General features: G+C 68.1%; 22 protein-coding genes. 7 read left to right on the top strand and 15 right to left on the bottom strand.

The window, feature by feature from the left end; translation table 11 throughout:
- Positions 1-387 precede the first annotated feature (387 nt).
- Positions 388-1,425 (top strand): RCC1 domain-containing protein, encoded by a 1,038-nt coding sequence (locus D0D37_RS30545; protein ID WP_116204056.1) that lies wholly within the window; start codon positions 388-390, stop codon positions 1,423-1,425.
- Between the two features lie 506 nt (positions 1,426-1,931).
- Here the strand turns inward: D0D37_RS30545 and D0D37_RS30540 are convergent.
- The 15 genes from D0D37_RS30540 to D0D37_RS30470 all read right to left on the bottom strand — a co-directional run bounded on the left by D0D37_RS30540 (position 1,932) and on the right by D0D37_RS30470 (position 17,479).
- Complete coding sequence (locus D0D37_RS30540; protein WP_116204055.1) at positions 1,932-2,543, bottom strand: DUF6801 domain-containing protein; 612 nt, start codon at positions 2,541-2,543, stop codon at positions 1,932-1,934.
- A 329-nt stretch (positions 2,544-2,872) separates the two neighbouring features.
- Positions 2,873-3,508 (bottom strand): hypothetical protein, encoded by a 636-nt coding sequence (locus D0D37_RS30535; protein ID WP_116204054.1) that lies wholly within the window; start codon positions 3,506-3,508, stop codon positions 2,873-2,875.
- Positions 3,509-3,542: 34 nt separating this feature from the next.
- On the bottom strand, positions 3,543-4,013 hold the full coding sequence (locus tag D0D37_RS47550) for a hypothetical protein (RefSeq protein WP_244223729.1): 471 nt from the start codon (positions 4,011-4,013) through the stop codon (positions 3,543-3,545).
- Between the two features lie 449 nt (positions 4,014-4,462).
- Entirely contained in the window at positions 4,463-5,080 is a 618-nt protein-coding gene (locus D0D37_RS30525; protein WP_244223728.1) for a hypothetical protein, read from the bottom strand.
- Positions 5,081-5,094: 14 nt separating this feature from the next.
- Positions 5,095-6,300 carry an MCE family protein gene (locus D0D37_RS30520; protein WP_116204052.1) on the bottom strand — a complete coding sequence of 402 codons (1,206 nt, stop codon included), beginning with the start codon at positions 6,298-6,300 and terminating at the stop codon, positions 5,095-5,097.
- The gene (locus D0D37_RS30515; RefSeq protein WP_116204051.1) at positions 6,300-7,352 is read right to left on the bottom strand and encodes an MCE family protein; all 1,053 of its coding nucleotides are present in this window, start codon (positions 7,350-7,352) and stop codon (positions 6,300-6,302) included. Before D0D37_RS30515 ends, D0D37_RS30520 begins: the two co-directional genes overlap by 1 nt.
- Positions 7,349-8,347, bottom strand: a complete 999-nt coding sequence (locus D0D37_RS30510; protein ID WP_116204050.1) for an MCE family protein — start codon at positions 8,345-8,347, stop codon at positions 7,349-7,351. Before D0D37_RS30510 ends, D0D37_RS30515 begins: the two co-directional genes overlap by 4 nt.
- A complete protein-coding gene (locus D0D37_RS30505) occupies positions 8,344-9,327 on the bottom strand; it encodes an MCE family protein (RefSeq protein ID WP_116204060.1) in 984 nt (327 codons plus the stop codon). Before D0D37_RS30505 ends, D0D37_RS30510 begins: the two co-directional genes overlap by 4 nt.
- The gene (locus tag D0D37_RS30500) at positions 9,324-10,325 is read right to left on the bottom strand and encodes an MCE family protein (protein WP_116204049.1); all 1,002 of its coding nucleotides are present in this window, start codon (positions 10,323-10,325) and stop codon (positions 9,324-9,326) included. The genes D0D37_RS30505 and D0D37_RS30500 overlap by 4 nt, the downstream gene beginning before the upstream one ends.
- Entirely contained in the window at positions 10,322-11,563 is a 1,242-nt protein-coding gene (locus D0D37_RS30495; protein WP_116204048.1) for an MCE family protein, read from the bottom strand. Before D0D37_RS30495 ends, D0D37_RS30500 begins: the two co-directional genes overlap by 4 nt.
- Positions 11,560-12,402 (bottom strand): MlaE family ABC transporter permease, encoded by an 843-nt coding sequence (locus D0D37_RS30490; protein WP_116204047.1) that lies wholly within the window; start codon positions 12,400-12,402, stop codon positions 11,560-11,562. The genes D0D37_RS30495 and D0D37_RS30490 overlap by 4 nt, the downstream gene beginning before the upstream one ends.
- Complete coding sequence (locus tag D0D37_RS30485; RefSeq protein ID WP_009074192.1) at positions 12,402-13,175, bottom strand: MlaE family ABC transporter permease; 774 nt, start codon at positions 13,173-13,175, stop codon at positions 12,402-12,404. Before D0D37_RS30485 ends, D0D37_RS30490 begins: the two co-directional genes overlap by 1 nt.
- A 289-nt stretch (positions 13,176-13,464) precedes the next feature.
- The gene (locus D0D37_RS30480) at positions 13,465-14,277 is read right to left on the bottom strand and encodes an alpha/beta fold hydrolase (RefSeq protein WP_116204046.1); all 813 of its coding nucleotides are present in this window, start codon (positions 14,275-14,277) and stop codon (positions 13,465-13,467) included.
- Complete coding sequence (locus D0D37_RS30475; protein WP_208720224.1) at positions 14,277-15,272, bottom strand: LLM class flavin-dependent oxidoreductase; 996 nt, start codon at positions 15,270-15,272, stop codon at positions 14,277-14,279. The genes D0D37_RS30480 and D0D37_RS30475 overlap by 1 nt, the downstream gene beginning before the upstream one ends.
- A gap of 83 nt (positions 15,273-15,355) precedes the next feature.
- The gene (locus tag D0D37_RS30470) at positions 15,356-17,479 is read right to left on the bottom strand and encodes a HelD family protein (protein WP_116204045.1); all 2,124 of its coding nucleotides are present in this window, start codon (positions 17,477-17,479) and stop codon (positions 15,356-15,358) included.
- A 125-nt stretch (positions 17,480-17,604) separates the two neighbouring features.
- Between D0D37_RS30470 and rsmD the strand changes: the two genes are divergently transcribed.
- The 6 genes from rsmD (at position 17,605) to rpmF (ending at position 21,659) form a co-directional block, all read left to right on the top strand.
- Positions 17,605-18,171 carry a 16S rRNA (guanine(966)-N(2))-methyltransferase RsmD gene (gene rsmD, locus D0D37_RS30465; protein WP_208720223.1) on the top strand — a complete coding sequence of 189 codons (567 nt, stop codon included), beginning with the start codon at positions 17,605-17,607 and terminating at the stop codon, positions 18,169-18,171.
- Positions 18,172-18,223: 52 nt separating this feature from the next.
- Entirely contained in the window at positions 18,224-18,706 is a 483-nt protein-coding gene (gene coaD, locus D0D37_RS30460; RefSeq protein ID WP_116204043.1) for a pantetheine-phosphate adenylyltransferase, read from the top strand.
- 283 nt (positions 18,707-18,989) lie between these two features.
- Positions 18,990-19,709, top strand: a complete 720-nt coding sequence (locus D0D37_RS30455) for a ribonuclease domain-containing protein (protein WP_116204042.1) — start codon at positions 18,990-18,992, stop codon at positions 19,707-19,709.
- Between the two features lie 153 nt (positions 19,710-19,862).
- Positions 19,863-20,588 carry a DivIVA domain-containing protein gene (locus D0D37_RS30450; RefSeq protein ID WP_116204058.1) on the top strand — a complete coding sequence of 242 codons (726 nt, stop codon included), beginning with the start codon at positions 19,863-19,865 and terminating at the stop codon, positions 20,586-20,588.
- Positions 20,589-20,784: 196 nt separating this feature from the next.
- Positions 20,785-21,402 (top strand): YceD family protein, encoded by a 618-nt coding sequence (locus D0D37_RS30445; protein WP_116204041.1) that lies wholly within the window; start codon positions 20,785-20,787, stop codon positions 21,400-21,402.
- Between the two features lie 74 nt (positions 21,403-21,476).
- Positions 21,477-21,659: a 50S ribosomal protein L32 gene (gene rpmF, locus D0D37_RS30440; RefSeq protein WP_009074209.1), complete on the top strand. Its 183-nt coding sequence runs from the start codon at positions 21,477-21,479 to the stop codon at positions 21,657-21,659.
- Positions 21,660-21,671 lie beyond the last annotated feature (12 nt).

The following is a 21,671-nucleotide window of genomic DNA, read 5'->3' as shown; positions in this document are numbered from 1 at the left end:
AGGCGGGGGCGTCTCGGTCGAGGCGGAGCTGACGCCGGTGAGCGCTCCAGTGCCGATCGACAGGGCCCCGAGGACTGCGAGGGCGGCGGAAGCCGTCCGGCGGGGCAGGCGGCGGCGGACCGGGCGCCCGCGTGGTTCCGGCATGGTGCGCCTCCTCGCCCGGCAGTCAAGAGAATGGCTTCCGAGCGAAGTTACCGGTGAGTTTCGCCGGTTCGCAAGGGTGGCCGGGATACGGTGGTTTTCCGTTGCCCGCCAGGGCTTTTCTTGGATTCAGGAGACAGTTCGGGGGCGGGCTTTCATCGGATTCTGACAAAGAATCGCCGCATTCGCCGCGGAGGCCGCGAGGCTGGAATCATCCCTGCCAGACGTTCGGAGGAAGGAGCTGCGATGGCGGCCGGATACCGGCGATGGGGCAAGGGCGCGGCAGCGGTCGCCGCGGTCGTCGTGGTGGGAGCAGGCGCGGCGTCAAGCGGTTCGGCGGTTGCGTTGAACGCGCAACCGGCGAAGTCGGCGAACACCGTGAGCGCGGCGCAGCCGGGGGCAGCGGGCAGCGCGGCCGGTGCGGCGAACGTGCCCCAGCTGACGGCGGCCGGGGGCGTCTACCAATGGGGGACCCGGGGCATGCAGGGACTGCCGGCGGCCACCACCTCGGGCCTCTCCGCGGTTTCGGCCGGTGGATTGTTCGCGCTGGCGCTCAAGAACGGCGCTGTGCTCGCCTGGGGCGACAACAACTTCGGCGAAAGCGAGGTGCCGGCGGACCTGTCGTCCGGCACCGCCCAGATCGCCGCTGGCTGGCTGCACGGTCTTGGCCTCAAGAACGGCAAGGTGTACGCGTGGGGCAACGACTGGTACGGCCAGACAGAGCTTCCGGCGTCGGTGTCCAGCGGGGTCACCGCGATTTCCTCCAGCACGGTGCACAGCCTCGCGTTGTTGCGGAACGGCCAGGTGGTGAGCTGGGGCAGCCGGGAGGACGTGCCGGACTTCGCGGAGTCCGGCGTCGACGCGATCTCGGCGGGCGGGGACCACAATCTCGTGCTGAAGAACGGTTCCGTGCTTGCCTGGGGCAGCAACGCTTTCGGCCAGACGACGGTTCCCGCCGCGGCGCGGTCCGGGGTGACGGCCATTTCGGCCGGGTATGAGCACAGTCTCGCGTTGAAGGACGGCGGAGTCATCGCCTGGGGCCACGACAACTACGGCCAGACCGACGTGCCCGCGACGGCCAAGACCGGGGTTGTCGCCATCGACGCCGGGTGGAACCACAACCTGGCGATCAAGGCGGACGGATCGCTGGTCGCCTGGGGCAACAACTCCTACAGCCAGGCGACGGTGCCGAAGCCGCCGGTGTGCGGGCCGGTCACCGGCGCGTCGGCGGGCTACGAGTTCGGCCTGGTGATCACGGACCGGTCGGTGCCCTGTGGCCATTGAAGCGACGTCCGGGTCCTGAGCGAGGCTGGCTGCCCGGACTCTGGCCCGGCTCCGGTTTCTGGTGCGCTGGAGGAAGAGCGGCTGCCGAGGTTTCGCTTCGAGCCGGTTCCCGGGCGTTGAAGAGGCGGATCTGGTGTGTTGGAAAGGGTTGTTGGGTTCGGGCCGGTTCCCGCTTGTCGTATTGGCATCCGGTCGCTTGCCGTTTGAAACGGGCCGGTTCTCCGTCGTCGGCAAGGAGCGAGCCGCATCGCAGGCGCAGAACCCTTCGCCGGGACAGGACTTTGTCTGTTGCCGCAGCGAATGCAACACCTCGTCGCTAGGCGTTGGTTCCGTGCCGCTGGACCTGCTCCTGCCGCGGGGAAAGACGGCCGCGCGTTCCCGTTCTCGTGACGTGAAGTTCGGCGCCGTGCCCTGACGGTCGGGAGTTTCGCCGCCGTATCAGCAGCCGCCGGTCCCGGAAACGACAACGGAGGGGCGGCATTCAGCCGCCCCTCCGTCAGCCAGGGTCAGGAAATCGTGCCCGAAGGGCTGAAGCTGGTGCCCGACGGAGCGGTGCACGTCATGGTCCACGGGGTCCAGCTGTCGTCCGACGGCTTGTGGAACTCGAGTTGCGCGGAGAGCCCGGTGTCGAGGCCGTACGTCACCGTGCCGGGGCTGCTCGGGGCGGTGTAGGTCGGGATCGACGACGTCGACGTCTGCGCGATGTTCACCGTGATCGGGCCGCCTGCCGGATAAATCTGCTCCGGGATCTGCAGGCCGGAGGCGTCCGACGGGGAGAGCGAGCCGTTGTCGACGGTGATCGGGACGTCCGCGGTGCCGCGGATTCCGTCGTAACCCGCGGCGGTGAGCAACGCGTGGACCAGCGCGGTGATGGTCGCGGTGCCGGAAACGTTGGCCGGCGTCGTGGTGCCGCCTGCCGGGATCGTGTCCGGGCCGTCGAACTGCGCGGTGACCGCGACGGTCTGCGGCGGGATGGCCGGGAACGTGCAGCTGTAGTTCGCGGGGCCGGCCTTGTAGGTCGCGGTAGCGGCCGAGGCCGTGCCCGCGGTCAGGACCGCGATCGCGCCTACGGCGAAGCCGGTCACCACGCCGGTGGACAGTTTGCTGAGCCGGGGCATACCATTCTCCTTAGATCGAATTGCGGTTTCGCGGCGATCCTGCGCAGTGGGGACGGAGGTTTCCGCGGATTCCGTTCCGGGACATTCGCCGGGAACGGGGATCGGCTCGGTAGGGAATCCCGGCCGCGAGCCCAAGGTTACCCGTGAGTTCAGTCGACAACAACCCTGCTCCGCGCCTGGTCCGCAGGTCGGCAACTGGACCGATTCTTTTGTCAACGGCCGCGTAAACCGTATCGGCGTTTCGTGCGAAGGTGACAATTAAGCGAAGATCGGGTATGCGAAAACGGAGTGCCGGAACAGTTTCCGGCACTCCGTTTTCCCGTGGTTGATCAATTCTTGGACGTCAAGGTCAGCGAGATCGTGTTGTCCGGACCGGACACGAGTGCGCCGAGTGCGAGATCGGCGATGAAGCAGTTCTTGAAGTCCGGGATGGTGTAATTCCCGGTGAGTGTGATCGGCTTGGTGATGTCGACGTTCGCCGCGGCCAGGGTCAGGTCGATCGGCTTGACGGTCGTGCAGCTGCCGGGCACGGTCGGCACCGGGAAGACCGGCACGATCGGGCCCGCCCAGATGTCGCTGATCTCCATGTTCGCGGTCTCGTGGGTGGTGAGGGTGCCGTTCGCGAGGCTGCCAGTGGCGGGCGCGGTCGGGGTGACGGTGACCTTCGCCTTGATCTTGAATCCGCCGGCGAGCAGCGAAATGTGCGCGGTGGACGGCGGCAATTGCAGATTGGCGTTGAGGCCGACGGCTCCGGTTTGGTCGTCGACCAGGAGATTTCCGGCAAGAGTTCCGGGGCCGAGGTCGAGAGTGCTTCCGGTCTTCTTCACGACTGTGCTGCCCGTTACCGAGTAAGAGATCGGAATGGGTATTTCGGTCGCCGACGCGGGAACGGCGGAGGCGAGGCTGACCGCGGTCGCGGCGGCCGCTGCGACCGCGCCGATACGGGCGATCCGGGAAATGGGCATGACGGTACTCCTTCGGCGGTGAGGAAACAGAATTTCATCGGGGCGCGAGATCGGTGATGTACCAGTTTCCGTCAATTCGCTGAGCGGTGACGGCCAGTTGTGCGGCGGCTGTCTCCGGAGCGGCGGAATTCCCCCTCGTGGCGGACTGGTCGAGGAAAGCGAGCAACTGTGCGTGGTCATTCGCGAGTTGCTGTACGGACGTGGCGGAAACTCGCGAGGTGAGGGTCAGTCGTTGGCTCGGGGCCATAGTGCGGACCTGGGCGAAGAGCTTCTCGTAGGAATCGCGGGCGTGGCCGCGGAGCAAGGTGGCTGCGGCGTTCTTGGCGACGTCGGTTTTGTCGTAGGTGTAGGAGAAGATCTTGTTGAGAGTGAGGCTGATGGCGGAGGTGACTTCGGCGGTGGCCGGTTGATCGGTCAGCGCGTGGTTCGAGGCGGCGGCGGACGCGCTGGTGGAGCGGGCTTCGACGGTGCACCAGATGCCGGCGGCGGTGAGGAGGACGGTCAAGGCCAGGAGGAGCGCGGGGAGACGGCGGGTGTTGAGGGGAGTGGCGGGTTCGGGATCTGCGGGTGGCGAGGGGAGAGTCGGCTCGGCGTCGAGCGGGTCGGGAGCGGAGGACTGGACGGCTTTGGGTTCGGCGAGGGGAGGTTGGACGGGCTCAGCGGCGATGGGTGGTTGATCCGGACTTGCGGGCTGCTCAGGAGTTGAGTTGCTGGGCGATGGGGTCGCGGTCGCGGGCGGGTGAGCGGCTGCGTTGGCTGGCTGGGCGGCTTCGTCGTCTGCGATGGTGGTGGGGTGAGGAGAGGCTGGCTGGGTGGCCTTGTCGTCTGCGGCAGTGGGAGGAGGGGCTGGCTGGGTAGCTTCGACAGAAGCGTCGGGTGGCTCTTCAGCCGCGGTGGTGTCCGCTGGGGAATCGACGGGCCTGGTGCGTGATTTCGACCAGCGCTGGGTGAGTTTCATGATCCGGCCACCCCCAATTGCTCCAGCGAGCTGAGTTTCCAGCCGGAGGCCGTGCGGGCCAGTGTCGCCGACAAGCGGGTGCGGCGGACTGGCTGCGCGGTGCCGTCCTTGGCGACGGTGATTTCCACCGAGGCGAGGAGTTTCGCGGTACCGGCTTCGGCGTCCAGGTCGGAGAGTCCGGCGTCGAGGACGTGGCCGGCGGTGGCGGTGCCGTCGGACGGGACGTTGTTCGGCAGGGTCGTTTGGAGTGCGCCGGTCGTCGCGGATTGCCAGTGGGCTAGGTCTTGGTCCCGGTGTTGGGGGTCGAAGGTGGTGACGGTGGCGACCAGGGTGCGGCCGGCGGCGACGGCCTCGTCTCTCGCCGCGCCTGCGGTCGAGGTGGGCGCGGTCGCGGCGGCGTGCCACGACCAGGCTGACCAGGCGGCGAAAGCGGCTGCCGCGGCCAGGGCGATTCCGGCGGCCCACGTCAGGGTGCGGCGGGAGGCTTTGGCAGCGGTTGGCGCGCCGTCCGGGGATGCGGTGGAGGCAGTGGTGTCGTCGGTGAGTGGCGTAGCGGGGGCGGAGGAAGCAGCAGACACCGCGTCAGGCAATGCGTCGCCATCGGAAGAAGTCACCTCCGGTGAGACCTTCAGTTTCCCCGGCGTAGCCACAGCATCTCCTCCAGATCAGTCGACGTCGGAAGCCCTCCAGCGACCCCGGGAAGACCTCCGGGCTGGGCAGGCGCCGGGACCCCGGCGTGCGGGGCGTTCTGCGAGCCGCGCACCGACGACGGGTCCCCGGCGGGCAGGGTGCAGGCCGCGGAAGTGTTGAACGGGAGCACCGGCAGTTCGGCGCTGCTGCGGACTTTCGTGCTCTCGTAGCCCTTCCGGCACGGCGGCGGGTCGAAGAACGTCAACGCCAGCGACAGCTTCCCGCCGTCCGGAGTGATGGCCGACGACGTCGCGGCCACCGTTTTCGGGAGGGTCACCAGCAGTTGCTCCAAGCCGTCGGTTCGAGCGCTGAAGACGTCCGCTGTCGTGAGCAGGTTCGCCATCAGGATCGGCAGGCCTGGGCTGGTGTCCCGCAGCAAGCCGGTCACCTGGGAAGCAGCCGGTGGCGCGGTGGCGATCAGCTGGCGCAGGTCGCCGTCCGAGGACGCCAGCTGTGCGGCGAACAGGTGGGCGTTGCGGCTGAAATCTCGCCACGCCGTCGAGGACGCGGCTTGCGTTTTCAGGACCGTCGAGCCGTCGTCGATGAGTTTTGCCGTCTCCGGCAGGTGCGCGGAGGCGGAGTTGGTGAACGACCTCGCGGTGTCCATCAGCAGTTGCAGGTCCGGGCCGCTGCCCTGCAGAGCGTTGTCCAGTTCGTTCACCACCGTGCGCAGGTCCTCGGTCGGCACGGAAGCGGTCAGCGAGTCCACATCGGACAGGAACGTCTGCACGGGCAGCGGCAGGCTGGTGGCGCTGCGGGGGATTACGCTGCCGTCTTCAAGGTAGGGACCCTGGTCGCCGGGCGGTTGCAGGTCGACATATTGCTCGCCGACGGCGGAGCGGTTCGCGACAACGGCGCGGGAGTTTGAAGGGATCTTCGGAGCGGACGTGTCCAGCAGCAGGTCCGCTTCCATGCCGTGGTCAGTCAGGCGCAGCTGGCCGATCCGGCCGACGGCCACGCCACGGTAGGTGACCTCGCCGTTGGTGAAGATGCCGCCGCCCTCGGACAGTTCCAGGCGGACGGTGTAACTACCGGTACCGAACAGGCGCGCGATTCCGGCGTATTTCGCGCCCACAAAGGAAGTTGCGGCCAACGCGACTATCACGAAGGCGATGACCTGCATCCGGATCCGTCTGGTGAGCATCAGCGGCCCCCGGACGAGAGCGGCAGCGTCGGGAGACCGGGCGGGACGCCTTGGCCGGGCGGAGGCAGCGGAACACCGGAGCCGGGAACCATCGAGGCGTAGACGTTCACGTAGTCGCCCTTGATCGCGTCCAGTACGGGGTCGGTGAAGGGGAACGAGGGAAGGATTTCCAACGCTTTCGGCAGGTTCTGCCCGGCATCGGCCAAGCGGCGCAGGATGGGGGCGAGTGCGCGCAGATCGGCGGCCAGGTTGTCGCGGCTCTTGTTCGTGACGACGGTGGCCACTGTGGACAGTTGATCCAGCGACTGCAGCATCGTCACCAGTTGCGGCCGCTGGTCGGTGAGGGTCTTCAACCCGGGCGTCAGGTCGGTGAGGGCGTCGGCGATCTGCGAGTTCCGGTTGGCCAGCGTCGCGGAGAGGTGGTTGAGGCCGTCCAGCGCGGCGGTGATGTCGCGGCGATGGGCGTCCAGGTTCGTCATCAGCTGGTTGACTCCGGAGAGAAAGCTGCGGATCTCCTCCTCGTTGCCGTCCATGGCCTTCGTCAGTTCGCGGTTGATCGTCTGCAACTGCCCGATTCCGCCGCCGTTGAGCAGCAGCGACAACGCACCGAAGATCTCCTCGAACTCCGGGTTGCGGTTGGTTCGCGACACCGGGATGACGGCTTTGTCGCCCAACTGGCCGGAGGGCGCCTCGACCGGCGCGGCCAGTTCGACGAATTTCTCGCCCAGGAGCGACGATTGCCGCAGGCGGGCGATCGCGTTCGCGGGGAGGTGGACGTCGCCGTTGACGGCCAGGACGGTTTCGGCGGTCCAGCCGTCCGCTCCCAGCCGGATCGATTGGACCCGGCCGACGGGGACGTCGTCCACCTTCACCGCGGCCTGCGGGACCAGATCGAGCACGTCGGCGAACTGGACGGTGACCTCGTAGGGATGCGCGCCGAGGTCCGCACCGCCGGGCAGCGGGAGGTCGTAGACGCCGTGGAAACCGCCTGGTGCGGAGCATCCGGCGAGCGTGCTCACCGCCAGCACCAGGACAAGCCGTCGCGCCTTCATCGGCCGCCTCCCGTCACGGCCACGTCCGTTGCCGGCAGCGGCAGGTATTCCAGCAGGTCAGAGCGGCCCTGGAGACGTCCGGTGGCCGGATCGACCGCGTTCAGCACGTTCTGCGCGGCCAGCGGGGCGACGTCCAGCGCTTCGGCCAGCGAAGCGCGTTGGTCGACCAGGATCTGCGTTGTCTTGGCCAGTTTGTCCACATTGGACTTGATCGCGGCTCGGTTGTCCCGGATGAAGCCCTGGACGGAGGCGAGTGCGCTGGCGAGCGAGCGCAGCGCGTCGGACAGCTCGGTGCGGTTCGCCGCGAGGGTGCCGGACACCTTGGCCAGCTGCTGGTTCACATCCGCGACCTGGCGGTCGTTCGTCGCGAGCATGGTGGTGAACTTCTGCAGCTCGTCGACCGTGCCGAACAGATCCGAGGAGTTGCCCGCCAGCGTGCGGGCGAGGCGGGCGAAATCGCGCACGGACGTGTTGAACGCCTTGCCGTTGCCGTCCAGGTTCGCCGCGCCGGTGCGCAGAAGTTCCGACAGCGCGCCGTTGGAGTTCGCGCCGTTCGGGCCGAGTGCTTTGCTCAGCGTGTCCAGGCTCGAGTACAGCTGGTCCAGCTCCACCGGCGTGCCCGTGCGGTCGGTGCCGATCACCGCGCCGTCGGCCAAGCGCGGGCCGCCCCGGGCGAGTTTGCCCAGCTGGACGTAGCGGTCGGCGACCACACTCGGCGCGATGACCAGCGCGGTCGTGTTGGCGGCGACCGGGATGTGCGGATCTACCGATAAGTCGACACGAACCTGGCCGCCCTGGGGAAGGACCGCGGTGACCTCGCCGACCTTCACCCCGAGCACCCGGACGTCGGATCCACTGTAGACACCGACGGCCCGCGAAAAGTACGCCGTGACGCGGTATCGGCCGGAGCCGGAGAACACCCACCACATCACGCCGCACACCACCAAGGCCATGACCAGCAGGAAGACGACGAAACGGTAAGTGCGCGCGGTCATTTCGCGCCTCCCTTCGGCGGGGTGCACGGATCGCGGTTCTCCGGAATGAGCCCGCACAGATAGCTGTCGATCCAGCGGCCGTTGCCCGCGGTGTTGTTCAGCACGCGGAAGTACGGCCCGGCGAGCTTGAGGCTTTGCGTGAGGTTCGCGTCCTGCCGTTGCAGCAGATCGGTCACCTGGTCGAGCTGCTTCAACGCCGGAGCGAGCTGCGCGGTGTTGTCCGAAACCAAGCCGGACAGTTGCGCAGCGAGCTGCTGGGTGCCGACGAGCAACTGGTGGATCGCTTCGCGGCGGTGGTCCAGTTCGGTGAGCAGCAGGTCGCCGTCCTTGACGAGCTTTTCGAAGTCGTCGTTCGAGTCGGCGATGGTGGTGGTCAGTTTGCGCGCGTTGGCCAGCAGTTCGGCGATCTCGTTGTCGCGCGACGAGACCGTTTTCGACAGCGCGCTGAGCCCGTCGAGCGCGGTGCGGACGTGCTGCGGCGAGTTGCGGAAGGTGTCGCTGATCGTGGAGAAGCTGGTCGCGAGCTGTTTCGTGTCGATCGCGCCCGCGGTGTCGGCGAGTCCGTTGAATGCGTCGGTGACGTCGTACGGGGTCACCGTGCGGTCGCGCGGGATCGGCTGGTCCGGGTCCTGCTCCGCGGCGCCGGACGGGTCGAGGGCGAGGAACTTCCGGCCCAGCAACGTCTTGATCTTGATCTGCGCCGACGTCCGGTTCCCGATCCAGGCGTTCTTCACCCGGAAGCTGACCAGCACGTGGTCGTCGTCCAGGTCCACTTGGGACACTTCGCCGACCTTGATCCCGGCGATCCGCACCTCGTCGTCCGTTTGCAGCCCGGCGGCCTCGCTGAATTCGGCCTGGTAGGTGGTGCCGCCGAGAAAAGGCAGGTTGTTGTAGTTCAGCGTGCCGGTGAGCACCGCGGCCAGCGCGACGCTGCCGACGATCCCCAGCACGAGCGGATTGCGCTCCCGGAACGACTTCACGCGCCACACCTCGCCGCGGTCGCCGGCACGCCTCGCGGCGGCGTCGTTTCCAAGGTGGCGCTGCACAGGTAGAAGTTCATCCACGAGCCGTACGACCCGAGCGTGCCGATGCCGTTCAACTTCCGCGGCAGCGTGGACAGGGCCTTGTCCACGTCGGCTTCCCCCTTGTCCAGGTTCCGGGTCAGCGCGTCGAGACCGGAGATGCTGTCCTTGAGCCCGGGCCGGATTTCGGTGAGCAACCCGCTGGTGGACTGGGTCAGGTCGGCCAAGCCGGACACCGCGTCGCCGATCGCGGTGCGGTCCTCGGCGAGCCCGGACACGAGCTGCCGCAGGGTCGACACCAGCGTCGCGAGCGAATCTCCCTTGCCGTTCACCGTTTTCAGCACTGAGTTCAGGTTGCCGATCACCTCGCCGATCACGTGGTCCCGGCCGGCGAGCGTGCTGGTGAGCGAACCGGTATGCTGCAGCAGTTCGGTCACCGTGCCGCCTTCTCCTTGCAGCACTTGGACAATCTCGCCGGACAGGTCGTTGACGTCCTTGGGCGAGAGTGCCTGGAAGAGCGGTTTGAAGCCGTTGAACAGGTCGGTCAGGTCGAGCGCGGGAGTCGTGCGGTCGAGGGGGATTTCGCCGTCTGGAGGCAACACCCCGGCGGCGGCGCGAGGACGTTCCAGCGAGAGATAGCGCTGGCCGACCATGTTGCGGTACTTGATCACCGCCGTCACGTTGGCGGGCACCGTGCGGCCGTTCTCCAGCGAGAAACTGACGTGCGCGCGGTTGTGGCCGACCACGCCGAGGTCTTCGATCTGCCCGACCTTCACCCCGGAAATCCGCACGTCATCGCCGACATTCAATGCGGTGGCGTCGAGGAAAGTGGCTCCGTACCGCTGGCTCCCGCCGACCGAGCCACCGGTGATCGACAACGCGAGAATGACCGTCGCGAGGACGGTGACCAGGATGAAGATCAGGCTTTTGACCAGGGGAGCGGCAAGGTTTCTCACTTCGCCGTCACCTCCGTTCCGCGGTAGAGCGGGCCGACGAGCACGCTGCTCCACGTCGGCACCTCGGCGGTCGACATGCCCAGCGACGGCGCGACCAACGGAGCCAGGAACTGTTGCTCCTGCGGGGAATTCGCGATGCCGAGATCGCCGGTCGACGGCTCCGTCGCCGGAGTTCCGGCGGTCGGCACCACCCCGCTCGGGTAGCAGCGCGGGCCGGTCTTCTCGGTGTAGGCGGGAGCGTCCTTGCCGGGCACGTATTTCCCGCGCGACTGCGACACGGTGACCTCGACGTGCAGCCCAGGTTCGTTCGTTCCAGCGCCGAGGACCTTGTCCATCGACGGTTTTAAGTCGGTGAGGGCCTGTAGAGTGCAAGGGAAGCTGGGGGAGTACTTAGCGCCGATTTCGAGCGGGCGGCGGCTGTCCGCGGACAACGCGATGATGTTGTTTCGGTTCTGCCGCAAGAACGTCGTGAGGTCCTGCGACGACGTCGTGACCTGCTGATACAGCGAGCCGAGGTCCGTGCGCTTCGCGTTGATCGTGCCGAGGGTGACCGACGAATCGGTGAGCGCGTCGAGCAGATCGGGCGCGATGTCGCCGTACATCTGGGTGACGGTGGCGAGGTCGCGCACGTTTCGGTCCAGCTGCGGCAGGTTCGGGTTGAACCGCCGCAGGTAGTCCGACGCGGTCGCCAACGTCTGGCCCAGTTGTGCGCCCCGGCCTTGCAGTGCAGTGGAAACCGCGGTCAGCGTGGTCGCCAGTTTCTGCGGCTGTACGGCCTTCAACACCGGCAGCAGGTTGTCGAAGACCCGCTCCAGTTCGATCGCGTTCGCCGACCGGTCCTGCGAGATCACGTCTCCGGACTGCAGCGGCCGCTTCCGGTCAGTGTCCGGAATGGACAGTTGGACGTACCGTTCGCCGAAGAGGGTCTTGGGCACGAGCAACGCGGAGACGTTGACCGGCAGCCACTTCACCTGGTCCGGATCCAGCGCCAGCGAGATTTCCGCACCGCCGCGGATCGCGCGCACGCCCCGGATCTCGCCGACCACGACCCCGCGCGCCTTCACCTGCCCGCCCGTGCGCAGCTGGTTGCCGACGCGGTCGGCCTGCAGCGTCACCGGGACCGTCGTGGTGAAGTCCTTGTTGTAGATCTTCACCGTGATCAGCACAAACGCCGACAGCGCCGCCAGGAACAGCACCCCGGCGGTGCGGACTCGGGTCTTGTGCCAACGCCGGTTCATCCGGCCACCTGCACGGTCGTCGTGGCACCCCAGATGGCGAGGCTGAGGAAGAAGTCCAGGACGCTGATCGCGACGATCGCCGTCCGTACCGCCCGCCCCACCGCCACGCCGACACCGGCCGGGCCGCCGCTCGCGCGGAAGCCGTAGTAGCAATGCGCGAGCACCACGACAACGCTGAAGACCAGCACTTTCCCGAACGACCACAGCACGTCGCCAGGCGGCAGGAACAGCAGGAAGTAATGGTCGTACGTGCCCGCCGATTGCCCGAAGCCCCACACCGTGACCTGCCGCGACGCGAGGTATGACGACAGCAGCCCCACGGCGTACAGCGGAATCACCGCGATGAACCCGGCGATCACCCGCGTGGTCACCAGATACGGCACGCTCGGGATGCCCATCACCTCGAGCGCGTCGATCTCCTCCGAGATCCGCATCGCGCCCAGTTGCGCGGTGAACCCGCAGCCGACCGTCGCCGACAATGCCAGCGCAGCCACCAGCGGCGCGATCTCGCGAGTGTTGAAGTACGCCGAAATGAACCCGGCGAACGCCGACGTACCCACCTGGTTCAGCGCCGAATACCCTTGCAGCCCAACGACAGTCCCGGTCGCTACGGTCATCCCGACCATCACGCCGATCGTTCCGCCGATCACCGCCAGCGCGCCGCTGCCGAAGCTCACCTCGGCCAGCAGCCGGACGATCTCGCGCAGGTACCGGCGCACCGCACGCGGCACCCAGCCGAGCGCACGCAGGAAGAACAGGATCTGGTCGCCGAGAGTGTCGAGGAAGCCCAGCCTGCGGTCGATGGCCTCAAGCACGCGTGTCGGAGTCGGGGTGGCCATCAGCTTCCCTTCGGCGGCACGAGCTGGAGGTACACCGTGGTGAGGATCAGGTTCAGCACGAACAGCAGCAGGAACGTGATGACGACGGACTGGTTCACCGCGTCGCCGACGCCCTTCGGCCCGCCGCGCGGGTTCAGCCCTCGGTAGGACGCGACGACCGCGGCGACGAAGCCGAACAGCAGCGCTTTGATCTCGCTGATCCACAGGTCCGGCAACTGCGCGAGAGCGGAGAAACTCGCCAGGTACGCGCCCGGGGTGCCGCCCTGCATGATCACGTTGAAGAAGTAGCCGCCGAGGACGCCGACCACGCTGACCATGCCGTTGAGGAACACCGCCACGCCCATCGCGGCCAGCACCCGCGGCACGATCAGCCGCTGGATCGGCGAAACCCCCAGCACCTCCATCGCGTCGATTTCCTCGCGGATGGTGCGCGAACCGAGGTCGGCGCACATCGCGCTGCCGCCCGCGCCCGCGATCAGCAGCGCGGTCACGATCGGGCTGGCCTGCTGGATGATCGCCAGCACGCTCGCCGCGCCGGTGAACGACTGCGCGCCGATCTGCGTGGTCAGCGACCCGATGTGCAGCGCGATCACCGCGCCGAACGGGATCGACACCAGCGCGGTCGGCAGGATCGACACGCTCGCGATGAACCAGAACTGCTGCACGAGTTCACGGAACTGGAAGGGACGGCGGAACGTCAGCCGGACGACGTCGAGCCCCAGTGCGTAAAGCCGGCCGGTCTGGTGCAGTGCCGCGGCGCCGGGAAACGCCATCGCCCGACCTCCCAGCAATTTCCGGGCACGGCGGAATGCCCGCCGAACGCCCGTTCCGGTGCTGGTCCGAATGGCGGATCAGGCCGGAAGAAAAGCGTCGGCGGGGTTACCGTGCGGTTTCGTTACTGGTCAGTACGCTAACGAGGGCCCTGCCCGCAGACAAGAACTTGCCCCGTCCCGCGGGGTCACGGCGTCGTAACCGCCGAATTCTTGTGCGATTGTGACAACTGCCGGGAATGCGGTTGTCAGTGCCGGAAAATAAATACCGGTGCGGCGGTTTCCGGATATTTCAGCGGGCGAGCCAGCGGTGCAGCGAAGCGGTGAGTGCCTCGGGTGCGTCGAGCTGGACGAGGTGTCCGGCCGAACGGACCAATTCCAGTCCGGCGCCCGGGATCATCCCGGCGAGCCGGTGCGCGCGGTCGACCGGGATCCAGGTGTCCTCGGTGCCCCACACGACGAGCGTGGGCACGCTGACGTCGCGGTAGCGCGGCTCGATTTCGTCGGTGTACCGCTGATCGGCCTGCGCGATCTGCCGGTAGAACGCGGCTTGCCCCTCCGAACCGAGCCACGGCCTGACGAGCATGTCGTGCGCTTCGGCGGACAACGGACGGTGTGCGGCACCGGCGATGTACTCCCGTACCAGCGCCTCGTGCAAATTCGGCGGCAGCTGCGCGAACACGGCAGCATTCTCCGCGACCAGACGGAAGAATTCCGAGCCCCACGGCGCCAGCGCGACGACGTCCACCAGCGCCAGCGACCGATAAGCCGCACCGTGCAACAGAAACGCGCGCAGACTGACCGCGCCGCCGTAGTCGTGCGCCACGACGTCCGGCTCTTCGAGCCCCCAATGGTCCAGCAGCGCGGCGAACGTCTCGCCCTGCGCGGCCAGCGAAACGTCCTGGCCCTCGGCCATCGTGGAGCTGCCGTAGCCCGGCATGTCCCACAGATAGACGGTGAAGTCCGGCGCGAACGTCGAAGCGATCGGCTCCCACAGCTTCGACGACCACGGCGTCCCGTGACAGAACACGAGCGGCGGCCCCGAACCCTGCCGGGACCACCGAACCTGCTGCCCGTGCTTGCCCTGCCAGTCGAAGACCTCCATCAGCGCTTCAAGTCCGCGAGGATCTCGTAAGAACGCACCCGGTCCTCGTGGCCGTGCACCATCGTGGTGATCATCAGCTCGTTGGCGTCGGTGTCGGCCAGCAGCTGGTCCAGTCCCTTCCGGACACTCTCCGGCCCGCCGACGATGCTCGACCCGAACCGCTCGGCGAGGAACGCCCGGTCCATTTCGGTGTACGGGTACTCGGCGGCGTCCTCCGGCGTCGGCAGCGCGATCGGGCGGCCGCGGCGCAGGCTCAGGAAGGTCAGCCCGCTCGGCCCGGCCAGATACTCCGCGCGCTCGTCGGTCTCGGCGGCGATCACCTGCACGCCGAGCATCACGTACGGCTCGGAAAGCACCTCGGACGGACGGAAGTTCTCGCGGTACAGGCGCACCGCCGGAATCGTGTTCTCAGCCGCGAAATGGTGCGCGAAGGAGAACGGCAGCCCCAGCCGTCCGGCCAGCTGCGCGCTGAAACCGGAGGAGCCCAGCAGCCACACGGGCGGCTTGTTGCCCTCGGCGGTGATCGCGTTGACGCCGCGCGCCGCGTCCGGCTCGAAGTAGCTGATCAGCTCCATCAGGTGCTCGGGGAAGTTCTCCGCGGACAGCCCGCCCGGCCCGCGCAGCGCGAGCGCGGTGCGCTGGTCGGTGCCCGGCGCGCGGCCGATGCCCAGGTCGATCCGGCCCGGGTGGAACGCCTCCAGCGTGCCGAACTGCTCGGCCACCACGAGCGGCGCGTGGTTCGGCAGCATGATCCCGCCGGAGCCGACGCGGATGGATTCGGTGGCGTCCGCGACGTGCCCGATCAGCACCGCCGTGGCCGAGCTGGCGATGCCCGGCATGTTGTGGTGCTCGGCGAGCCAGTACCGGTGATAGCCCAGCCGCTCGGCGTTGCGGGCGAGATCGAGCGTGTTGCGCAGCGCCTCGCCGACCCCCTTCCCTTCGGAAACAGGGGAGAGGTCGAGCACGGACAGCGGCACGTCAGGCAGGGAGGTCACATAAGGGCGTAACGCGCGGGGCGGCAGTTCCCTTCCCGTCGCGTCTCGTGAGTGGCAATCACGGTTCTAACCGGGATTGCCACTCACGAGACCGGCAGCCAGTCCGGGTTGGACGCCAGCACGATCAGCTGCTGCGTCGCCCGGGTGAGCGCCACGTACAGCACGCGCCGCCCGGTCGAGGACTCGGTGACCAGGTCCATCGGCTCGACCAGCACGACCGCGTCGTATTCGAGGCCCTTCGAATCGAGGCTGCCGACGACCTTCAGCCGCTCGTCGGTCTGCCCGGCGAGCCAGCCTTCGACCTCTTCGACGCGGTCCATGGCAGTGATCACACCGACCGTGCCCTCGACCGCGCCGAGCAGTTCCTTCGCCGCGGTCTGCGTCGCGGTCACCAGCGCAGCCTGGTCGACCGGCCGGACTTCCGGCTCGATTCCGGTGGTGCGCACGGCCTTGGGCAGCTCGTCGGCCTGCGCGTGACCGGCCACGACCTTAGCCGCCAAGTCGAAGATCTCCGCCGAGTTCCGGTAGTTCGTGCGGAGCGTGAAGCGCCGTCGCGTGGTCTTCACGCCGAACGCCTGGTCGCGCGCCTGCGCTGCCTCGTCCGGATCCGGCCACGAACTCTGCACCGGGTCGCCCACGACAGTCCAGCTCGCGTACTTGCCGCGACGGCCGACCATGCGCCACTGCATCGGCGAAAGGTCCTGCGATTCGTCGACGACCACGTGCGAGTACTCGTCGTAATGCTCCGGACGGTGCGGCGCGCCGCCGGAACTGCCGCGCTCCGGGGCCACCTCGATCATGGTCTGCCGACGACGCCGCTTCGGCTCCGGCCCGACCAGCACGCGCAACTCGTCCAGCAACGCGATGTCGGCCACCGACCAGCCGTGCGAACGGTCCGCGAAATCGGCCGCCAGCAAGCTGATCTCGTTCCGGTTCAGAATGCCCTTCGACGCCGCGGCCAGCCGCTTCTCGGCACCGAGCCACTTGAGCACCTGCGCCGGGTACAGCGTCGGCCACCACACCACGAGGAAATGGTGGAAGTCGATGCGCTCGCCGAGATCGTTGATCAGCTCCGCGCGGTCGATCTCCTTGCCGTCCGCCTTCGCGTACTCCTCGGCCTTGTCCGCGAGCGCGCCCAGCAGCAGCTCTGCCACGCGTACGCGCGACCGGTTCGGCGGCGCGCCTTGCGTGTGCGCCTTACGCCGTACCTTCTCCAGCTCGCGCGCGGTCAGCTTCAGAACTTCGCCGCGGTAGACGATCTTCAGCTCCGTCGGCGCTTCGGGCGGGGTGTCGCGCAACGCGCGCAGAAGCACCTTTCGCATCCGCAGCGAACCCTTGATCGCGGCCAGCGCGGCTGTGTCCTGTCGCGTCGCTTCGAGACCGTCGAGCACTTCGCCGAGCGCGCGCAGCTCTACGTTCGTTTCGCCCATCGACGGCAGCACGCGCGAGATATACGTGGTGAAGACGCCCGACGGACCGATCACCAGCACGCCCGCGCCGCCGAGCTGACGGCGGTGCCGGTACAGCAGATACGCCGCGCGGTGCAGCGCGACAGCCGTCTTGCCGGTGCCCGGACCGCCGGTGATCTCGGTGACCCCGCGCCACGGCGCGCGGATGACGTCGTCCTGTTCCTTCTGGATCGTGGCGACGATGTCGCGCATCTTCTCGCCGCGCGAGCGGCCGAGCGCGGCCATCAGCGCGCCCTCGCCGACGATCTGCATCTCCTCGGGCACAGCGTCGGCGATCAGCACGTCGTCGTCCACGTCCAGCACCGTCTGCCCGGAGCAGCGGATGACGCGGCGGCGCACGACGTCCATCGGCTCTTCGGCGGTGGCCTGGTAGAACGCGGCGGCGGCGGGCGCACGCCAGTCGGTGACCAGGTTGTCGAACTCGTTGTCGCGGATGCCGAGGCGGCCCACGTAGATGTGCTCGCGGTCGAGGTGGTCGAGCCTGCCGAAGACCAGGCCCTCGTACTCGGCGTCGAGCGTCTGCAGGGTCTGGTTCGCGTGGTAGACCATCATGTCGCGTTCGAACAGCATCGAAGCCTGCTCGAAGATCGCTTCGCGCTGGGCGCCTTGGCCTAGCTCGTAGCCCTTGGTCCGCATCGCCTCGGCCTGGGTACGCAGCTCGGCGAGCCGCGTGTAGACCCGGTCGACGTGTGCCTGCTCGACGGCGATCTCAGCCCGTCTCACCCGGGGTTCCGACACGCAACGCTCCCTTGAACACCATGACTTCGCCTCTGGAGGGCGAAGAACGACTCTACGCGCCCGCGCGCGAGGGTTCGGCAAGTCCTGCCCAACGCCACATCGCGGCCTTGGGCGAAGATGGCCGGGTGACGAGGATCGTGGCGGGGAAGGCGGGCGGGCGGCGGCTGAAGGTGCCGCCCAAAGGCACCCGCCCGACGTCCGAGCGGGTGCGGGAAGCACTGTTCAACGCCCTCGAAGTGGCCGGTGAGCTGGACGGGGCCCGCGTGCTCGACCTCTACGCCGGCTCGGGCGCGCTCGGTCTCGAAGCGCTTTCGCGCGGCGCTGCGGACGCGTGGTTCGTCGAAGCCGACCGTCGGGCGGCAGACGTGCTTCGCGGCAATGTCGCCGATTTACAGCTAGGCGGCACGGTGCGCGCCGGGCAGGTCGAGACGGTCGTCGCAGCTCCTGCGTCGGTGCAGTTCGACGTTGTGCTCGCAGACCCGCCGTACGCCGTTGACGCTGCTTCGCTGGGCACTGTGCTCGCTTCGCTGCACAGCGGTGGCTGGCTCGCGAACGGCGCGTTGACGGTGATCGAACGGGCCGCGCGCGACGGTGCTCCGGACTGGCCGTCGACGTTTAAGCCGCTTCGCGACAAGCGCTATGGCGATACGGCGCTGTACTGGGCGGAGTACGACAGCTCATCTGAGGTGTGACGCAGGCGTCACGAAAGCGCGCGCGACCGCGTGGCTTGATAGCGTCCGCGCCATGCGGCGTGCGGTCTGTCCCGGTTCTTACGATCCGGCCACCAACGGACATCTCGACATCATCGAGCGGGCATCGAAGCTCTTCGACGAGGTCGTCGTCGCGGTGGGGGTGAACAAGAGCAAAAAGGGTCTCTTCAGCGTCGAGGAACGCATGGAGATCCTGCGCGAGATCACCGCGAAGCTGCCGAACGTGCGCGTCGATTCGTGGCAGGGCCTGCTCGTGGACTACTGCCGCGAGAACGACATCGCCGCGGTCGCGAAGGGCCTTCGCTCGGTCAGCGACTTCGACTACGAGCTGCAGATGGCCCAGATGAACCGCGAGCTGACCGGCCTCGAAACGCTGCTGATGGCCAACAACCCGGCGTACGGCTTCGTGTCCAGCTCGCTGGTCAAGGAGATCGCCGCGCTCGGCGGCGACATCGAGAACCTGGTGCCGCCGGTGGTGTACGAACGCCTCGTCGCGGTCTACGCCAAACGGGACTGACCTCGTCCGTCCCAATGCCTGGGATTCAAGGCTAGGCGTGCTGGCGGGAGCCCGGGCTTGCGGTCCGTGAGGGGAACCCTGAGGGACTCTGAGTCCCTCAGGGTTCCCCTCACGGACGTCGAGTCCGCCTCGCCGGGCGTGAGTGGCGGGCCGGAGCGGACCGCCAGCCCAGCGGCCGATTTAGCCTGAACGGATTACTGCCTTCGTCGGGACTTCGGCCGCGGCCTGAAGCTGTTCACCTCGCGTCATTCTGCGGACTACCCGACCGGGTTACCGTCCGAAAATGACCAACAACCGCAGCCGCATAGTCGGTGTCCTTTTCGCACTGCTGGTCGGTTTCCTGGGGTTCGGCACGGCCGCGGAGGCCGTCCCGCTGTCCCCGGCGGCTCCGGCGTCCGTGCAGCCGAAGCAGAACTCCTGTGGGGATCTGTCCGGTTTCACGCACGTCAAGCTGTCGGCGCTGCCCGCGCAGGCGACTGACACCTACAAGCTCATCCAGACCAACGGGCCGTTCCCGTACCCGAAGAACGACGGCGTCGTGTTCACCAACCGCGAGGGGATCCTGCCCTCCTGCGCGTCGAGCTACTACCACGAGTACACCGTGCCCACGCCCGGTTCGAGCAACCGCGGCACCCGCCGGATCGTGACCGGCCAGGGCGGCGAGTACTTCTACACCGGCGACCACTACGCGACGTTCCAGGTCATCGACATCGACGGCGGCAGCACCCCTGCGAAGTGCGGCGACCTGTCGAAGCTGAGCCCGGTCGGCTACTCGACGCTGTCGGACGAGGCCAAGAAGGTCGTCGACGGCGTGCGTGCGGGCACCCTCAGCGACGGCATCACCTACGAGAACCGCGAGGGCGTCCTGCCCGCGTGCGACGCCGGCTACTACACGCTGTACGACGTCGGCTCGGAGGACCGGGTGATCTCCGGCGACGGCGGCGAACTCGTCTACACGCCGGACCACTACGCCACCTTCCAGAAGATCGATCTCAACAGCTGATCGCGGCGCGGCGGGGCGGCCCCACCGGCGGGTGGGGCCGCCCCTTTCGTTCCGTGCCAGGACACGCCCGGTCGGGTGCTCGTTCACCGGTTCAGGCTGCGAAGCGGGCAGACTGGAAGCCAGTGATCGGGGAAACTGCTTGAGGGAGTGGCCGTGTACCGGGTTTTCGAGGCACTCGACGAGCTCGTCACGATCGTCGAAGAGGCCCGTGGGGTTCCCATGACGTCCAGCTGCGTGGTGCCCCGCGGCGACGTCCTCGAGCTGCTCGACGACGTCCGCGACGCGCTTCCCGGAGAAGTGGACGACGCGCAGGACGTCCTCGACAAACGCGACGACCTGCTGCTGGCCGCGCGCAAGGAGGCGGGGGAGACCGTCGCCGGCGCGAACGAGGAAGCCGAGCGGACGGTGTCGGACGCCACGTCCGAGGCCGAGCGCATCCTCGCCGACGCGCGCGCCCGCGCGGAGCAGATGCTGGGCGACGCGCACAACGAGGCCGAGCGCATGGTCGCGGGCGGACAGGCCGAGTACCAGAACCTCACCGAACGGTCCCGCGCCGAGTCCGAGCGGATGATCCAGGCCGGCCGCGACGCCTACGACCGCGCGATCGAGGACGCCCGCGCCGAACAGACCCGGCTCGTCTCGCAGACCGAGGTCGTGCAGGCCGCGCACGCCGAATCCGCGCGCATAGTCGACGAGGCGCACGCCGAGGCCGACCGCCAGCGCGCCGACTGCGACGCGTACGTGGACGGCAAGCTGGCCGAGTTCTCCGAGCTGCTGGCCACCACGCTGCGCACCGTCGACTCGGGCCGCAACCACCTGCGCTCGCCGTCGACCGGCCACGGCGGGGGCCGCTCGACGCTGTACGACTACCAGGTCTGACCTCGTGAGTGGCGATCCCGGTTAGAACCGCGATTGCCACTCACGAGACTGGCGGCGGGACTTTGCGGAACCGGCTGAACGCACGCCCAGCGGCGGGAGTCCCGTGCGTGTTGATGCCGGTGAGAACCGGCGCCAGCACTCACAAGGCCCGGCCGCCTCCAGCAGTGCCGCAGGGGCCTGCGTACGCTGGTAGGCGATGTCCGAAAACCCTGCCCAGAACCCCCGCCCCGCGCAGCTCGACGTCCGCAGCCCGTGGGTGGTCGACACCCGTGAGCTAGGCCGCCGCGCGGGACTCAGCCGGGAGCTGCGCCGCAGCGCGCCCGTGCCGACCGCGCTCGGCGTCCCCGGCGTGCTCGAAATCCGCGAAGGCGAGCCCGTCGAGCTCGACCTGATGCTCGAATCCGTCGTCGAGGGCGTTCTCGTCACCGGCACCGCCGAGGCGGTCGCCGCCGGCGAGTGCTCGCGCTGCCTCGACCCGGTCACCGAGAACATCGAGGTGGATCTCACCGAGCTGTTCGCCTACCCGGGCTCGGCCACCGAGGAGACCACCGACGAGGACGAGATCCCCCGTCTGGTCGACGACCGGATCGACCTCGAGCCGACCGTCCGCGACGCCGTGGTGCTGGCGCTTCCGCTCGCCCCGCTGTGCCGCGAGGACTGCCCGGGACTGTGCATCGAATGCGGCGTCAAGTGGGCCGATCTCGAGCCCGGACACGGGCATGAGAAGATAGATCCTCGGTGGGCCGCGCTGGTCGAGCGATTCGACGAGAACGCGGGCGAAAAGCCTGCGCACGGCTCCGGAGAGCAAGCCTGACGAGCGTCCAGCTCGATCCGGGAGAAGTAAGTTCGCTCGCATCCGCGAGCAGACCGTTTGAAGGAGATCTACTCGTGGCCGTCCCGAAGCGGAAGATGTCGCGATCCAACACGCGCTCCCGCCGCAGCCAGTGGAAGGCGGCTCCGGTTCAGCTGGTGCCCTGCTCCAACCGCGCCTGCCGCCAGCCCAAAATCCAGCACGTCGCTTGCCCGGCCTGCGGCCAGCACAACGGCCGCCAGGTCGTCGAGCCCGCCTGAGCGGGCAGCCGA

The organism is Amycolatopsis circi (genome assembly GCF_003385235.1).
Classification (GTDB): Bacteria; Actinomycetota; Actinomycetes; order Mycobacteriales; family Pseudonocardiaceae; genus Amycolatopsis; species Amycolatopsis circi.
The sequence above is the reverse complement of the archived record's forward strand: the minus strand, read 5'-3'. Positions and strand labels throughout refer to the sequence as shown.

Excerpts from the sequence above, each read along its gene's own strand:
- D0D37_RS30545 (WP_116204056.1), top strand. The coding sequence starts at position 388 with ATGGCGGCCGGATACCGGCGATGGGGCAAGGGCGCGGCAGCGGTCGCC.
- D0D37_RS30540 (WP_116204055.1), bottom strand. The coding sequence starts at position 2,543 with ATGCCCCGGCTCAGCAAACTGTCCACCGGCGTGGTGACCGGCTTCGCC.
- D0D37_RS30535 (WP_116204054.1), bottom strand. The coding sequence starts at position 3,508 with ATGCCCATTTCCCGGATCGCCCGTATCGGCGCGGTCGCAGCGGCCGCC.
- D0D37_RS30520 (WP_116204052.1), bottom strand. The coding sequence starts at position 6,300 with ATGCTCACCAGACGGATCCGGATGCAGGTCATCGCCTTCGTGATAGTC.
- D0D37_RS30515 (WP_116204051.1), bottom strand. The coding sequence starts at position 7,352 with ATGAAGGCGCGACGGCTTGTCCTGGTGCTGGCGGTGAGCACGCTCGCC.
- D0D37_RS30510 (WP_116204050.1), bottom strand. The coding sequence starts at position 8,347 with ATGACCGCGCGCACTTACCGTTTCGTCGTCTTCCTGCTGGTCATGGCC.
- D0D37_RS30495 (WP_116204048.1), bottom strand. The coding sequence starts at position 11,563 with ATGAACCGGCGTTGGCACAAGACCCGAGTCCGCACCGCCGGGGTGCTG.
- D0D37_RS30490 (WP_116204047.1), bottom strand. The coding sequence starts at position 12,402 with ATGGCCACCCCGACTCCGACACGCGTGCTTGAGGCCATCGACCGCAGG.
- D0D37_RS30485 (WP_009074192.1), bottom strand. The coding sequence starts at position 13,175 with ATGGCGTTTCCCGGCGCCGCGGCACTGCACCAGACCGGCCGGCTTTAC.
- D0D37_RS30480 (WP_116204046.1), bottom strand. The coding sequence starts at position 14,277 with ATGGAGGTCTTCGACTGGCAGGGCAAGCACGGGCAGCAGGTTCGGTGG.
- coaD (WP_116204043.1), top strand. The coding sequence starts at position 18,224 with ATGCGGCGTGCGGTCTGTCCCGGTTCTTACGATCCGGCCACCAACGGA.
- D0D37_RS30455 (WP_116204042.1), top strand. The coding sequence starts at position 18,990 with ATGACCAACAACCGCAGCCGCATAGTCGGTGTCCTTTTCGCACTGCTG.
- D0D37_RS30445 (WP_116204041.1), top strand. The coding sequence starts at position 20,785 with ATGTCCGAAAACCCTGCCCAGAACCCCCGCCCCGCGCAGCTCGACGTC.